General features: G+C 67.6%; 10 protein-coding genes. 1 reads left to right on the top strand and 9 read right to left on the bottom strand.

All coding sequences use genetic code 11. From position 1 onward, the window contains the following. Window positions 1-159: 159 nt before the first annotated feature. The 4 genes from holA to ACIQLF_RS05520 all read right to left on the bottom strand — a co-directional run bounded on the left by holA (window position 160) and on the right by ACIQLF_RS05520 (window position 4,886). Window positions 160-1,158 carry a DNA polymerase III subunit delta gene (gene holA / locus ACIQLF_RS05535; RefSeq protein ID WP_400295379.1) on the bottom strand — a complete coding sequence of 333 codons (999 nt, stop codon included), beginning with the start codon at window positions 1,156-1,158 and terminating at the stop codon, window positions 160-162. A 90-nt stretch (window positions 1,159-1,248) separates the two neighbouring features. Continuing rightward, window positions 1,249-3,654 (bottom strand): ComEC/Rec2 family competence protein, encoded by a 2,406-nt coding sequence (locus ACIQLF_RS05530; protein ID WP_400295376.1) that lies wholly within the window; start codon window positions 3,652-3,654, stop codon window positions 1,249-1,251. 53 nt (window positions 3,655-3,707) lie between these two features. Beyond that, complete coding sequence (locus ACIQLF_RS05525; protein WP_400295374.1) at window positions 3,708-4,457, bottom strand: helix-hairpin-helix domain-containing protein; 750 nt, start codon at window positions 4,455-4,457, stop codon at window positions 3,708-3,710. Between the two features lie 192 nt (window positions 4,458-4,649). After that, window positions 4,650-4,886: a DUF2188 domain-containing protein gene (locus ACIQLF_RS05520; protein ID WP_400295371.1), complete on the bottom strand. Its 237-nt coding sequence runs from the start codon at window positions 4,884-4,886 to the stop codon at window positions 4,650-4,652. Between the two features lie 267 nt (window positions 4,887-5,153). Here ACIQLF_RS05520 and ACIQLF_RS05515 point away from each other — a divergent pair, with 267 nt between their 5' ends. Beyond that, entirely contained in the window at window positions 5,154-6,572 is a 1,419-nt protein-coding gene (locus ACIQLF_RS05515) for an MFS transporter (protein WP_400295368.1), read from the top strand. Between the two features lie 26 nt (window positions 6,573-6,598). Here the strand turns inward: ACIQLF_RS05515 and ACIQLF_RS05510 are convergent, their stop codons facing one another. The 5 genes from ACIQLF_RS05510 to ACIQLF_RS05490 all read right to left on the bottom strand — a co-directional run bounded on the left by ACIQLF_RS05510 (window position 6,599) and on the right by ACIQLF_RS05490 (window position 14,827). Then, window positions 6,599-7,693, bottom strand: coding sequence for a DegV family protein (locus ACIQLF_RS05510; RefSeq protein WP_400295366.1), 1,095 nt, complete (start codon window positions 7,691-7,693; stop codon window positions 6,599-6,601). A gap of 22 nt (window positions 7,694-7,715) precedes the next feature. Then, window positions 7,716-10,232, bottom strand: coding sequence for a leucine--tRNA ligase (gene leuS, locus ACIQLF_RS05505; RefSeq protein WP_400295363.1), 2,517 nt, complete (start codon window positions 10,230-10,232; stop codon window positions 7,716-7,718). A 278-nt stretch (window positions 10,233-10,510) separates the two neighbouring features. Next, window positions 10,511-12,025 carry a glycerol kinase GlpK gene (glpK, locus tag ACIQLF_RS05500; protein ID WP_400295360.1) on the bottom strand — a complete coding sequence of 505 codons (1,515 nt, stop codon included), beginning with the start codon at window positions 12,023-12,025 and terminating at the stop codon, window positions 10,511-10,513. 142 nt (window positions 12,026-12,167) lie between these two features. Next, window positions 12,168-12,896, bottom strand: a complete 729-nt coding sequence (locus ACIQLF_RS05495) for an MIP/aquaporin family protein (RefSeq protein ID WP_400295357.1) — start codon at window positions 12,894-12,896, stop codon at window positions 12,168-12,170. Window positions 12,897-13,114: 218 nt separating this feature from the next. Beyond that, the gene (locus ACIQLF_RS05490) at window positions 13,115-14,827 is read right to left on the bottom strand and encodes an FAD-dependent oxidoreductase (protein WP_400295354.1); all 1,713 of its coding nucleotides are present in this window, start codon (window positions 14,825-14,827) and stop codon (window positions 13,115-13,117) included. Window positions 14,828-14,873 lie beyond the last annotated feature (46 nt).

Genomic DNA, 14,873 nt, shown 5'->3' with positions numbered 1-14,873 from the left:
GCCGATGGCGCACCGTCGGCCCATGGTCCGGCAACTTCCGCCCAGCGACTTGCACGCTCCCAAACCGTATCCGGATTGCTCGTCAAACCGTGCCGGATGGCCGGCACTGATCCAAGATCCCGCTCCAATCCCAATCGGAAAGCGAGTTCAGTGGGCTTTTTAGCGCCGGGCAGCCAGGGCTATCTGGGTGACCGCGCGTTCAACGGCGTACTCGGGATCGCGTGAGGCACCCTTGACCTGGGCGTCGGCCTCGGCAACCAGCCGGATGCAGCGGCCGAGGTCGTCAGCGCTCCAGTAACGGGCCTGTTCCTGGGCCTGCTGCACCTGCCAGGGAGGCATGCCCAATTCGCTTGCGAGCTGGCCGGCGGACTTCCGGACCCCTGCCACCTTCGCAACCTGGCGCAACTTCATGGCCAGTGTTGCGACGATCGGCACCGGATCGGTTCCCGTGGCGAGAGCGTGCCGAAGCGTGGAAAGTGCCACGTCGGCACGTCCCATCATGGCCGCATCGGCAACCTTGAAGCCCGTGGCTTCGACCCGGCCCCCGTAGTACTTGTCCACCATGTCCTGGTCGATCGCCCCGGTGGTGTCCTGCAGCAGCTGTGAACAGGCCGCGGACAATTCGGAAAGATCGCTGCCCAGTGCCGCAACCAAGGCCCTTGCAGCCTCGGGGCTCAGCCGGCGCTTGGCCGCCTTGAACTCCTGGGTCACGAAGTCGAGCTTCTCCGCATCTTTCTTCAGCGGCTGGCAGTCCACCAACACCGCTCCGGCGGCCTTGAGCGCGTCCAGCAACTTCTTGCCGCGCACTCCCCCGCCGTGGTGCAGGACGAGCGTGGTGTCCGGTGCCGGGGCCTTGGCGTACTCAAGGGCATCGTTGAGGAAGTCCTCATTCATGTTGGCCAGCTGGCGGACCTCGATGAGTTTGGTTTCGCTGAAGAGTGAAGGGCTGGAAGCCAGCAGCAATTCGCCGCGGTCGTACGAAGTGGCTTCAAAGCGCGTGAGCTCGACTTCCGCATCGGCCCGCAGGGTTGCCTTGACCTTTTCAAAAGCTCGGGATGCAAGCAGCTCCTCGGATCCCTGCAGCAGGATGATCGCCGCCGGGGAGACGTCCCGCCAGGAAATCCCGGCGCTCTTAGATGTGCCTCGTGCCGCAGCCATGACCGAACCCTTACGTAGTGAATGGAGAACCCCATAAATACTATCCGCAACGCCAGCATTAGGGGTTTCCGGAAGGGCTGCCGGCACGAACTAGTCTGCCGGTTGCAGTGCTTCCAGCGCCGAAACGCTGAGCCCGCCGTTTTCCCAGCCAAGGACGAGCGTTCCGTGCTCGTCTGTGCGCAGAGCCGGCACCCCCCTGTCCTGCAGGGCCCCGATGATGTCCGGGCTTGGATGCCCGTAGGTGTTCTCCTTGCCGACGCTGATCAGCGCCACCGCGGGGTTCACGACCCCGATGATTTCGGTGCCGCCGTTGGCCGCCCCGTGGTGGGCGACCTTCAAGATGTCGGCCCGTTGCACGGCGCCGGAGGCCAACAGCGTGCCCATCGGTGCTTCCTGCATGTCGCCGGTCGCCAGCATCGAGACGACCCGGCTGCTTCCGGGCACCTGCATTTCGAAGCGAATCACCAGCGAGGCATCGTTTTCGTCCAGCTTGACATCCGTCCGGCTTGGCGCCAGGACCCGCCAGCTCACCGTCCCGGCGCTGCCAATATCCCCTGAGGCCAGTTGTTCGCCCGTGAGCCCGTTGACCAACGGCGGCTTCGCCGGGTCGTCGAGCACCGAGTAGAACAACTGCCCAACGTCTCGGCCCTTCCCGGCTCCCGCAATCCCTCCGTCATGGTCGGCATGCTGGTGCGTGATGAAGACCGCGGAGATCTTCTCGACGCGCAGGCGACGCAGGCAGGCATCGATGTCCGGCGGTTCCCTGCCGGTGTCAATGACAATGGCCCCGGCGTCGCCGGCGTTGAGCACGAGTCCGTCGCCCTGGCCCACGTCGCAGGCAACCACCAGCCAGGCCACCGACGGCGCCGGAACCAGTGCCGTCACGGGAAGTGTCAGTCCCAGGAGCAGCCCCATCGCCACGCTTTGGACCCCCAGGGGGATCCGCGCCCGCCAGGTCCCGGGACGCTCCGGTGCATAGCCCAGCGAGAAGAAGACCGCGACAAATAACGTCCACGCCAGGGCAATGCCCACGACGCCCGCCGGCCACGGCCTCAGCGCACCCGGCAATGCCGCGACCCACATGCCAACAAGTCCCACGGCGGCCGCCGGAATGCCCGCGGCCCAGATGAACAGTGCGCCAAGCGGAGCCGAGAACATGAGGACCACGATGCCCAGGGTGCCGGAGATGGTGATCCAGGGAATGAGCGGGGCAACCAGCAGGTTTGCGGGCACCGAATACAGCGAAAAGGAGGGGGTCAGCGAAACGAGCACCGGCAGGCAGGCGATCTGCGCCGCGACGGCTATGGCCGTTCCTTCGGCGATAAATTCCGGCAGCCGGAGTCCCAGCTTGTCGGCGAGCCTGCGTCCGATCAGCACGATTCCCGCCGTGGCCAGGGCCGAGAGCTGGAACGCGGCCTCGCCCGCCAGATAGGGGTCGATGGCCAGCAGGATGACCACCGCAAGGCATAGCGCGGAGAGCCCGTTGCGGCCCCTTGAGGAATGCACCGAGAACGCCGCAATGGCCCCCATGACGGCAGCGCGCAACACGCTGGGTTCGTAGCCGACCAACAGCACAAAACCGTAGAGCGCTGCCAACCCCAGGAACAGCGTCGGGAGCCGCGGCACGCCGAACAGGCGGCACAGGGCAAAGGCCGCGCCCAGCACCATGGCGCAGTTCGCCCCCGAAACGGCACTCAGGTGCGACAGTCCTGAGGCCTTCATCGAGTCGGCGAGTTCCTCGCTCTGCCCGCCGCGGTCCCCGTAAACCATTGCGGGAAGCAGCGCCCGCCCGGGCTCGGGTAGCGCCATGGCGTGCTGCCGGAATTTCTGGCGCATCCGTTCGGCAAGGCCTGGTTGGCCATCGGTCGCCAGGACCACCAGCGGAGCCACGGCCGTAAGCCGGAAACGGCTGCGCTGCCCGGCCGGATTCGGCGTAATGCGGGCCAACACCTCAACGGAGGTGCCGCGCGTTGGCTGTGCGCCGACCGGTGCCAGCGATTCGCCGTAGCCCAGGGTGACCGGGGCTACAGCAGACAACCACGTGTCGCCGCTGCACATCAACGATGTCCGTGCCTCGACCTGGTGGCGGGTGTGTCCGTGGGAATCCTCGGAAAACCTGTCGGCCACGAGGCGGGCGCGCGGGGTGCCTTCCAGCTCGACCCGGATCCGGATGACCGAGGAGGCATCGGCGGCCTGGCGCAGCGGCTCGGGCACCGCGGTTGCCCCGCTGAGCACCAGGTTCGCCAGCACCACGCCGGCCGCGGCACACATCAGCGCGGGGGCGGCGAAGACCGGGGCGGTGTCGCCGCCGAACAGTACGTGCCTGGGCCGCAGCAGCAACAACACGCCGAGCACCGCCAGGCCCAGTGCGACCAGCGCCGCCATTCCCTGCTGCGGAACGGACAGGCGCACCCCGAGCAGGGCGGCGGACCAGGCACCGATCAGGCACCACAGTCCGCGCAGGTCCAGCCTCAATGGCTCCTCGTCCGCAGCCACAGCGTTGGATCTCCTGCCGGGCAACGAATGCCACCGGGAACCGGCACCTCGGCTCACCTGAACTCCACCTTTTCGCGCAGTCCTGCCAACAATGCCGGGCCGATGCCGCTGACGGCGTCGAGTTCGGCAATGTTCTTGAATGCGCCGTTGGATTCCCTGAACTCAAGGATGCGTTGGGCCAGCGCGGGGCCAATGCCGGGCAGCGCCTCGAGTTCCGCACCGGTGGCGGCGTTGATGTCCAGCATGCCGCCGGGAGCGCCCGCCTTGGGGTTTCCCGCATCGGGGGCTTGGGCCGCGGGCGCGGCCCGCTCCCCGCGAAGCGGAATGCGCAGCTGCTGCCCGTCGGTGACTTCGGCCGCAAGGTTGACGGCCTCCGGTGCCGCATTCCTTGTCATCCCGCCGGCACGGTTGACGGCATCCAATGCGCGGGAACCCAGCGGCAACTCGTACACGCCCGGCTTCTTGACCGCGCCGATGACGTGCACGACGACCATGGCGCCGGCGCCCGCGCTGTTTGTCGGCTGCAGGTGGTCGTCCTGCTTGCCAGGCTCCTGTTCACCCGGTCCTTGGTCGACCGTCCGGCTTTCCGCGGGCGCGGAATTCCCGTCGACGGTCAACGGCAGGGTTTGGATCTGTTTCGGGCCTCCCGGCGGCGGGTTGAAAACGATGGATACCGAGATCCAGCTCAGCGCCCCGATGACCAGGACGATGACGGCGGACCTGCCGATCAGCACGCGCAGGCGGCCCGGTGCCTGCGCCAGGTTCGGGGCGGCCGCACGTTCAGCCCAATCGTGTCTGCCCATGCCACCAGTTCAACGCATGCGGCCAATGTTGGGTCGCTCCCCCGATCCGGGTGTGGAGAACTTCCATGGCCCAGCCGAAGCATGCATGCATGCACACGTTCAAAACCCGGCAATGCAGGACATCGACTGCGTTGCCGGGTTTCGAACGTGGATTACTTGCGGCGGGCGACGGCCGCACCGCGTCCCTTCAGCTCACAGGTCGTACTCGCGGTAGGCATGGCCGTCAAGGGCGTGGATGACGATGTGTGCCGGGTGGGCGCCGGCCTCCTCGTGGGCCGCGGCAACCGCCTCTTTCACGGTGTGGAAGTGCGTGTGCTTGCTGGTCCGGACCTTGTGCAGGTCCCACTTCTTGTCATCCTCGCCTTCGACGGGCATCACCCGGTAGACCCACGGCTTCACGGCCTTCTCTTCACCCGGTGCTGCGGACATGGCATCCTCCTGGAGGTTGTTCCACAAATATTGTCCGGTCCCCACCCCACAGCCACCTCAACCGGGCGCAGGTTCCATACACAGTGGACACCTGCAACCGGGCAAAAGCAATAACGCACGATCGGCCCGGAAATCGATTCCTGCCGGTGGCCGATCCCCCGTCGTTGACACGCCGGACCCGCGGTTCTACCTTCGGTCGTAAGGGAACGGAGCCGTGCCGGGACCCCGGCCGGGCGCTCCCGCGGGAAGAGACGAGTGCAACGCCGCATGACATCACATGAACGGGTGGTCCTGTGGGTGGCGATCCTCTCCTCCTTCGTCGCGTTTCTCGACGGGTCGATCGTCAACGTGGCACTGCCGGCCATCGCCGCGGACCTCGGCGGCGGCCTGGCCACCCAGCAGTGGGTGCTCGATGGCTACCTGCTCACGCTCGGTTCGCTGATCCTTGTGGCCGGCGCCCTGTCAGACATCTACGGCCGTGTCCACGTGCTGCGGACCGGGCTGGTGCTCTTCGGTCTGGCTTCCCTCCTGTGCGCAGTGGCACCCACCGGCCCGGTGCTGGTGGCGGCAAGGCTGCTTCAGGGCGCCGAGGGAGCCCTGCTGGTACCCAGTTCGCTGGCGCTGATCACCTCGACCTTCCAAGAGGAGCCCCGCGCACGCGATATCGGCCTGTGGACGGGGTGGACCGGCACGGCGTTCATTGTCGGCCCGGTGCTCGGCGGGGTGCTGGTCGACACCATCGGCTGGCGCTGGGTCTTTGGCATCAACGTGGTGCCGATCGCCGCGACCATGCTGCTGCTGGCCGGGCTGCACGACCCGGCGCGCGGGAGCGCGACTACACACGTCGATATCCCGGGCGCACTGCTGGCGGCGCTCGGCCTGGCGGGAACCGTGTACGCGTTGATCATGCAGGGCACGCTGGGCTGGGGCAGCTCGCTGGTGCTGGCCCCGTTCGCGGCGGGGCTGGCGTGCCTGGCAGGCTTCATCTGGTGGCAGGCACGCGCCACGCACCCGATGATGCCGCTGGGGCTCTTCCGGATCCGGAACTTCGGTGTCGGCAACCTCGCCACGGCCGCGGTCTACGCCGGGCTTTCGCTGGGGCTGTTCATCATCCCGATCTTCCTGCAGGAGGTCGCGGCGTTCTCCGCCCTCGCCGCGGGCCTCGCGACCATCCCGTTGACCATCATGTCCCTGTCATTCTCCACGCTGTTCGGCACGCTGGCCGGGAAGCACGGCCCGCGCCTGTTCATGGGGCTCGGGCCGTTGCTGGGCGGGTGCGGCTTCCTGCTGATGCTCACCTCCCGGGACCCGCTGGACTACTGGTGGCAGGTGCTGCCCGGGGTGGTGCTGTTCGGGTTGGGCCTGTCGATCACGGTGGCGCCGCTGACCGCGGCCGTGCTGGGGTCGATCGCGGCCGACCGCAGCGGCATCGGGTCGGCCATCAACAATGCCGTGGCCCGCGTGGCGGGGCTGGTTGCCGTCGCGGCCATGGGCACGATCGTCGGGACCACCCTGGACTACGACTCGTTCCACAGGGTCCTGCTGGTCACGGCGGTGCTCCTGTATGCGGGTGCCGCGATCTCCGCCATCGGCATCCGCAACCCGCCCGTTCCCGCCCCGGCCGTCGCGCCGGAGGCCGCGGCGGCCTGCCACGACCGGAACGTCAACGGCGGACCCAGGCCCTGAGCACGCGGTACCGAGGTGCCGGGCCCCTACTCCGGGGTTGCCGCCGGAACCTCCGGGCGCGCCGGGGTTCCGGGATCAGCACCGTTCCTGGGCCGCTGCTCGCGGCGCGGGGCCGCCTGGCGGGGTTTGGCCTCGGCGGGTCCGGGAGGCCGGGGCGCTGTCCCGCCGCCGATGGCTACGGCCAGCACGCCGGCGCCGGTGTGCGCGCCCAGCACCGCCGGGACGGGCACGGCCAGCACCTCGAAGCGCGAGGCGCCGGCAAGTTCGTGCACGATCTCCTCGGCGGCGGCATCGTTGCCGAAGTAGTGCACGGCAACGCGCGCCTCGGGGCCGCGCGCGGCCGCCTCCTCGCGGGCTATCGCCACCAGCCGGGCCACGGTGCGCGCCTGCGTCCTGACCTTTTCGTGTGCAACGACGTGCCCGTCGCTGACGCTCAGGATCGGCTTCACGTTCAGCAGGGTGCCCAGCACCGAGGCCATGGTGCCGATCCGCCCGCCGCGGCGCAGCTGTTCAAGGGAGGGCACGGCAAAGAACACGTGGTTTTCCGGGGCGCGGGCCGCGATCTCCGCCAGCTCCCCGATGCTTGCCCCTGCGGCCGCCGCCTCGACGACCTCCATCACCGTGAAGCCCTCGGCGAGGGCGACGGTGAGCGAGTCGATGACGGTGACGGGGACCGGGGACTGCGCCGCACCCAGCCGGGCGGCGTCCACGGTGCCGGAGAGCGCCCCGGAGAGGTGGATGGAGATGATCCGCTTGACCCCGGCGTCGGCAAGCTCCTGGTAGGCGCGCAGCAACTGGCCGGGCGCCGGGCGCGAGGTGCGCACCGACTTGCCCATGGCCAAGCCGAGGGCGAGTTCGTGCGGCACGTCGTCGGTGCCCTCGGAGTAGATCTGGTGGTCGATCATGACCGGCATGGGCACCACCCGCAGGTAGCGCCCGTGGGCCTTGGCCCACTCGGCCGGCAGGGCCGCGGCGGAGTCGGTGACGACCCCCACGGGGATGAATCCGCGCCCGCCCGGACCGCCGTGTTCGGGACGGTCCAGGCGCTGGCGCAATTTGCCCACCCAGCCGCCGGGGCGTGACTGCCACGGCGGTCGGGCGGGCAACTGGTCAGGATCCATAGGGTTAGGTTACAGCCCCTGACTAGGAGGCCGGAACCACGTTCACCAGTTTCGGCGCACGCACGATCACCTTGGCGATCGCCGCGCCGTCCAGGTAGCGGATGACCTGCTCGTTGGCCAGGGCCAGCGCCTCGAGGTCCTCGGCGGTGATGTCGACGGGCACCTCCAGGCGCGCACGGACCTTGCCCTTGATCTGCACGACGGCGGTGACGCTGTCCTCGACGAGCAATGCCTCGTCGACCGCGGGCCAACCGGCGTTGGCGACGGCGGGCTCGTGGCCCAGCGCTGCCCACATGTCCTCGGCCGTGTACGGGGCGAAGAGCGAGAGGATGACCGCGGTGGCCTCGGCGGCCTCGCGGACGGCCGGGTCGGCCGCGCCGGCGCCGGAGTCGATGGTCTTGCGGGTCGCGTTGACCAGCTCCATGGCCTTGGCGATGACGACGTTGAACTTGCCGCCCTCGAGCAGAGCGGTGGCCTCGTGGACCGTCTTGTGGGTGACGTGGCGCAGTGCCTTGTCGCCCGTGGACGGATCCACGCCCGGTTCGCTGGCCACTTCCTGGGCCACGCGCCAGGCGCGGGCCAGGAACTTCTGCGAGCCGCCCGGGGAAACGTCGGCCCAGTCCACGTCGTCCTCCGGAGGGGAGGCGAAGATCATGGTCAGGCGCACGGCGTCGACGCCGAACTTGTCCAGCTGCTCGCCCAGGTCCACGCCGTTGCCCAGCGACTTGCTCATGGCCTTGCCGCCGTTGAGCACCTGTCCCTGGTTCAGCAGGGCGGCAAACGGCTCGGTGACGTCGATCAGGCCCAGGTCGAAGATGACCTTGGTGAAGAAGCGCGAGTAGAGCAGGTGCAGGATTGCGTGCTCGACGCCGCCGACGTACTGGCCGACCGGCATCCAGTTGCGCACGGCCTCCGGGTCGAACGGACCCTCGGTGTACTTCGGGGACACGAAGCGCAGGAAGTACCAGGACGAGTCGACGAAGGTGTCCATGGTGTCGGTGTCGCGCTTGGCCGCGGCGCCGCACTTGGGGCAGTCGACGTTGACCCAGTCGCTGGCGGCCGCCAGCGGGGAAGTGCCCTTGGGCGCCAGGTCCTCGCCGCGCAGGTCATCCGGCAGGCGGACCGGCAGCTGGTCATCCGGTACCGGGACCTCGCCGCAGTGCTCGCAGTGGATGATCGGAATCGGGGTGCCCCAGAAGCGCTGGCGGCTCAGCAGCCAGTCGCGCAGGCGGAAGTTCACGAACTTCTCGCCGGTGCCGGCGGCCTCGACGATCTCGATGGCGCGGGCGATGCCCTCGGCCTTCGGCAGGCCGTCGAGCTCGCCGGAGTTCACGAGGGTTCCCTCGCCGGCGGCGGCAACGCCGGTCTCGGCCGGGTCCTCGGCGCCGGTCTCGACGACCACGCGCACCGGCAGGCCGAAGGCGCGGGCGAAGTCGAGGTCGCGCTGGTCGTGCGCGGGCACGGCCATAATCGCGCCGGTGCCGTATTCGGCCAGCACGTAGTCCGCGGCCCAGACAGGCAGCTTCTCGCCGTTGAGCGGGTTGATGGCGTAGCGGCCGGTGAAGACACCGGTCTTTTCGCGCTCGGTGGCCTGGCGTTCGATCTCGGACAGCGCCTTGACCTTTTCCTGGTAGGCCTCCAGGGCCTCGCGGTGCTCCTCGGTGACGAGCTCGTTGGCCAGCTCGGCGTCCGCGGCGACCACGAAGAACGTGGCGCCGTGCAGGGTGTCCGGGCGGGTGGTGAAGACCGTGGTCTTGTGCGCTGCCTTGGCCTCGGTGGCTTCGATGACGAAGTCGACGTGGGCGCCCTCGGAGCGGCCGATCCAGTTCTTCTGCATGGCGAGCACGCGCTCGGGCCAGTGGCCCTTGAGGTCGTCCATGTCGTCGAGCAGGCGGTCGGCGTAGTCGGTGATCTTGAAGTACCACTGGTTCAGCGACTTCTTGGTGACCTGGGTGCCGCAACGCTCGCAGGCGCCGTTGACGACCTGTTCGTTGGCGAGCACGGTCTGGTCCTTCGGGCACCAGTTCACCGGGTGGTTCTTGCGGTAGGCAAGGCCCTTTTCGTAGAAGCGGGTGAACAGCCACTGGGTCCAGCGGTAGTACTCCGGGTCCGAGGTGTGCAGGCGGCGGTCCCAGTCGGCGGAGATCGCGTAGCGCTTGAAGCTCGCGGCCTGGGTGTCGATGTTTGCGTAGGTCCACTCGGCGGGGTGGGCGTTGCGCTTGATGGCGGCGTTCTCGGCCGGCAGGCCGAAGGAATCCCAGCCGATCGGGTGCATGACGTCGTAGCCGCACTGGCGCCAGTAGCGGGAGACGACGTCGCCCATGGCGAAGGCCTCGGCGTGGCCCATGTGGAGGTCGCCCGAGGGGTAAGGGAACATGTCCAACACGTAGCGGCGCTCGGCGGAGCCGTCGTCCTTGGGGGTGAAGACACCTAGTTCGTCCCACACCGGAGCCCACTTGGCTTCCATCTCCTGGAAGTTGTAGGCCGCTGCGGTGGACTCGTTGTCCGCGGTATCGGTGCCGGTGGGCTGAGTGCTCACTATCGTGTTTCGCCTTCTTATAATCGTGCGCGTATGTGGGAACGTTCCAGGCTTGCCTGGCCGCCTGTGCGCCGGATCAAAAGACCCCGTGACACACAAAAGCCCCTTGCATGCAAGGGGCGGCCGCATGGGGTGAAACCCATACGGCTAGGTTAGCAAGAGCTCAACGTTCATGTTCTGCATTCTACCCCAAGGCCCGGGCATTGCCCCACTTCATGGCGAGGTCAACACCCGGGCGCGGGCTATGCGGTCCGCATTCTGCGGGTCGTGAGGCCGCCCTAGCGCACGTCCTCGTCAACCCAGTCGAAGGTCCGGGTGACGGCCTTCTTCCACAGGCGCATCTGGCGTGCGCGCTCCGCCTCGTCCATCTTCGGCTCCCAGCGCTTGTCCTCGGACCAGTTGGCCCGCAGCTCGCCCAGGTCGTTCCAGAACCCGACGGCCAGGCCCGCGGCGTAGGCCGCGCCCAGCGCCGTGGTCTCGGTGACCTTCGGGCGGATGACCGGCACTCCGAGCAGGTCCGCCTGGAACTGCATGAGCTGGTCGTTGGCGACCATGCCGCCGTCGACCTTCAACTCGGTCAGCGGAACGCCCGAGTCCGCGTTGACGGCATCGAGCACCTCGCGGGTCTGGAATGCCGTGGACTCCAGGGCCGCGCGGGCGATGTGGTTCTTGTTCGCGTACCGGGTCAGCCCGACGATCGCGCCGCGGGCGTCGGAGCGCCAGTACGGGGCGAAGAGCCCGGAGAACGCCGGCACGATGTACACGCCGCCGTTGTCGGCGACGGTTGCCGCGAGGGTCTCGATCTCCGCCGAGGTCGAGATCATGCCGATGTTGTCGCGCAGCCACTGGACCAGAGACCCAGCGACGGCGATCGAGCCCTCGAGCGCGTAGACCGGTGCCGCGTCGCCGAGCTTGTAGCCCAGGGTGGTCAGCAGGCCGTTCTTGGAGCGCACGATCTCTTCGCCGGTGTTGAAGATCAGGAAGCAGCCGGTGCCGTAGGTGTTCTTGGCCTCGCCCGCGTCGAAGGCGGCCTGGCCGAACGTTGCGGCCTGCTGGTCGCCGAGGATGCCGGAGATCGGGACCTCGCGCAGCAGCTGCGAGGAGTGCACCTGCCCGTAGACCTCGGAGGACGACTTGATTTCCGGAAGCATGGACCGCGGAACGCCGAAGTCGGAGAGGATCTCGTCGTCCCAGGCGAGCGTTTCCAGGTCCATGAACATGGTGCGCGAGGCGTTGGTGACGTCGGTGATGTGCACGCCGCCGTCGGTGCCGCCGGTCAGGTTCCAGGTCACCCAGGTGTCGGTGTTGCCGAAGAGCAGGTCGCCGGCCTCGGCGGCCTCGCGGGCGCCCTCGACGTGGTCCAGGATCCACTTGATCTTGGTGCCGGAGAAGTACGGTGCCAGCGGCAGGCCGACGCGCTCCTTATAGCGGTCAGCCCCCCCGTTTGCCGCGAGTTCCTCGACGATGTACTGGGTCCGGGTGTCCTGCCAGACGATGGCGTTGTATACCGGAACGCCGGTGTTCTTGTTCCAGACCACCGACGTCTCTCGCTGGTTGGTGATGCCGACGGCAGCGATGTCGTGTCGGGTGAGGTTTCCGGCGGCAAGGGCGACGGCGATGACTTCGCGCACGTTGTCCCAGATTTCCGTGGCGTTGTGCTCGACCCAACCTGCCTGCGGGAAGATCTGCTCGTGTTCCATCTGTCCGGTGGAAACGATGGCGCCTGCGTGGTCGAAAACGATGGCTCGGGAGCTGGTGGTTCCCTGGTCAATGGCGATGACGTACTTGGACATATTGTGGGGGTCCTTTCAACTTCGGGCCGTGGCCCGGTGGCGAGTTCCGTGTCCCCCGTTCATCGGGGGACACGGCGGGGACTGCTGTGGTTTGTTGCTGCGAAGGGCCAGTTCCGACGAAGCCGTGGCTTGCGGAGTCGGGCTAGTACACGGCCGCGGCCAACAGGCCGCCGATGAGACCGCCGACCAGCGGGCCGACAACCGGCACCCAGGCGTAGGACCAGTCGCTGGAACCCTTGCCCTTGATCGGGAGCAATGCGTGGACGATGCGCGGACCGAGGTCACGCGCCGGGTTGATGGCGTAGCCTGTCGGGCCACCGAGCGAGGCGCCGATGCCGACGACCAACAGTGCCACGGCCAGCGGGCCAAGCTGGTGGGGCGTCTTGCCCAGACCTGCGATCACGAAGACGAGCACGAAGGTGCCGATGATCTCGGTGACCAGGTTCCATGAGTAGGAGCGGATGGCCGGGCCGGTGGAGAAGACTGCCAGCTTGAGCGAGGCGTCTTCCTCTGCGTCGAAGTGCTGCTTGTAGGCCAGGTAGCAGAGCACCGCACCGATCATGGCGCCGAGCATCTGTGCCGCGAGGTACGCAAGGACCACAATGAAGGTCTTGGGAATGCCCGGGCCGAACTCGGCGACATCGCCGTTGACCCACAGGCCGATGGTGACTGCGGGGTTCAGGTGTGCGCCCGATGAGGCCGCGGCAAAGACGCCGGCGAAGACCGCGAGGCCCCAGCCGAAGTTGATCATCAGGAATCCGCCGGCCAGGCCCTTGGTCTTGGCCAGCACCGCGTTCGCAACGACACCGCCACCCAGCAAGAGCAACAGCATCGTGCCGAGCGTCTCGGCGATGAATGCGTGTAAGGACATGGTTCAACCTCTTTCGTGTGTGAGTGAAAACTTGGAGTGATTTTCTTGCAACAACTTTCAGTCGCGGCACCCCCGAAAGGCGGCCCCTTGAGCTGAAATTCCCCTACTGACGTGAGTTTAATCACAAACGCTTTTGGGCACACTTTACCCACGTCTGAAAACGTGGGTAAAGGGGTAGTCGGAAACTAAAACGTGAGGTGAAGCGTGGGTCGTGCGGTTCAGGCGCCGGCGGGGGCGAAACGCACCCCGTGTTCCTGCTCCAGCACGCGGGTGCACTCGGCGACCTGTGCATCGATTTCGGCGGAGTCCCAGCCCAGGACCGGGGCGAGGATCCCGGCGCAGCTGCCCATGAGCTCAGGGGTCACCAGGCCGCGGAACGCCAGCGAGGTGCGCCTGATGAACAGGTCGACGAGCGTGCCGATCTGTTCGTGTTCGGCCAGGTAGACGAGCTCGGCCGCGGAAAGCTCGGCGCATTCGGCCAGGACGGGATCGTTGGCGCCGATGGCCTCGAGAACCGTGTCGGCGCGGCTGCCGTAGCGTTCGAGCAACGCCTCAAGGCGTGCCCGGGGTGCACGGTCGCTGCGCGCGGCCAGCCAGGCGTTCTTTTCCTGGGTGCTTCGCGGGTAGTTCTTGCCGCCGCCGATCGCCACGCCGCGGGTGCTTTGCACCTCGGGGACGCCGAGCTCGGCCAGGACCTTGCCACCCAGGGTTTCGGCCAGGGCGCGGAAGGTCGTCCATTTGCCGCCGACCAGCGAGAGCATGACCGACTTGTCTTCCAGCTCCGTGCGCTCCACGCGGTAGTCGCGGGAAACGAAGCCCGGGGCCGTCTCGTCGTGGCGCGGCAGCGGGCGGACGCCGGAGAACTTGTAGACGATCTCGTCCTCCGTGACCCGGATGCGCGGGAAGACGTGGTGGACGAGGTCGAAGAAGTACTGCACCTCGGCGTCCGTGCAGCGTGCGGGCACGCTCATGTCCGCGTCGATGTCGGTGGTTCCCACCAGGACGCGGTCCCCCATCGGGTAGATGAGCACGATGCGGCCGTCGCTGTGTTCGAAGAAGATCTCGCGGCCGCCGGTCGCGGCAAGCAGTTCCGGGTGGTCCAGCACGATGTGGCTGCCCTTGGTGCCGCCCATGAACTTGCTGGGGCTGCCGATGGTCTGGTTGGTCAGGTCGACCCAGGCGCCGGTGGCGTTCACGACGACCTGCGCATCGAAGTCGAACTCCTCGCCGCTGAGCTCGTCGCGCAGGCGGGCTCCCTGGGCGCCATGGCCAACCAGCGAGACATAGTTGCTGGCCCGGGCGTTGGGATTGGCGTGCAACCCGTCGCGCAGGACGTCAAGGGTGAGTCGCTCGGGGTTGTGCACCGAGGCGTCGAAGTAGGTTGCCGTGTACTTCACATCGTCGCGCAGCTGCGGCAGTTCGGCCAGCGAGGCCTTGGCCCCGCGGAACTTGTGCCACGGGGTGTTGCGCTTGGAGGCGCCGGCACCGGCGAACAGGTCGTAGAGCACCAGGCCGGCCTTGATCAGCACGGCGCCGCGCTCGGTGTGCTTGCCGCTCTTGTGGGTCAGGAAGCGCATGGGGGCCGAGAGGATGCCGGAGAACGTGGAGAAGATCGGGATCGTCGTCTGCAACGGCTTGACGTAGTGCGGGGCGATCTCCAGCAGCGAGTTGCGCTCCTGGACCGACTCGTGGACCAGGCGGAATTCGCCGTTTTCGAGGTAGCGGATGCCGCCGTGGATCATGTGCGAGGAGGCGCCCGAGGCACCCTGGCAGTAGTCGCCTCGTTCGACCAGGGCAACGTCGACACCCTGCATGGCAAGGTAGCGGAACGTGGCGACACCATTGATGCCGCCACCCACTATCAGGACCTTGGCTCCCGGGCGCTCGCGCAGGGCGGCGAGTTGTGAACGATGTGGGGTTGCGGCTTCCACTGTGAGGCCCTTCCATGGTGCTGTGATGCGTGGCTCAAACTTCAAA

Source organism: Paeniglutamicibacter sp. NPDC091659, assembly GCF_044756805.1.
In the GTDB taxonomy this organism is placed as follows: domain Bacteria; phylum Actinomycetota; class Actinomycetes; order Actinomycetales; family Micrococcaceae; genus Paeniglutamicibacter.
Note: the sequence above shows the minus strand (reverse complement) of the source record. Positions and strands in the feature narration are given on the sequence as shown.

Excerpts from the sequence above, each read along its gene's own strand:
- holA (WP_400295379.1), bottom strand. The coding sequence starts at position 1,158 with ATGGCTGCGGCACGAGGCACATCTAAGAGCGCCGGGATTTCCTGGCGG.
- ACIQLF_RS05525 (WP_400295374.1), bottom strand. The coding sequence starts at position 4,457 with ATGGGCAGACACGATTGGGCTGAACGTGCGGCCGCCCCGAACCTGGCG.
- ACIQLF_RS05520 (WP_400295371.1), bottom strand. The coding sequence starts at position 4,886 with ATGTCCGCAGCACCGGGTGAAGAGAAGGCCGTGAAGCCGTGGGTCTAC.
- ACIQLF_RS05515 (WP_400295368.1), top strand. The coding sequence starts at position 5,154 with ATGACATCACATGAACGGGTGGTCCTGTGGGTGGCGATCCTCTCCTCC.
- ACIQLF_RS05510 (WP_400295366.1), bottom strand. The coding sequence starts at position 7,693 with ATGGATCCTGACCAGTTGCCCGCCCGACCGCCGTGGCAGTCACGCCCC.
- glpK (WP_400295360.1), bottom strand. The coding sequence starts at position 12,025 with ATGTCCAAGTACGTCATCGCCATTGACCAGGGAACCACCAGCTCCCGA.
- ACIQLF_RS05495 (WP_400295357.1), bottom strand. The coding sequence starts at position 12,896 with ATGTCCTTACACGCATTCATCGCCGAGACGCTCGGCACGATGCTGTTG.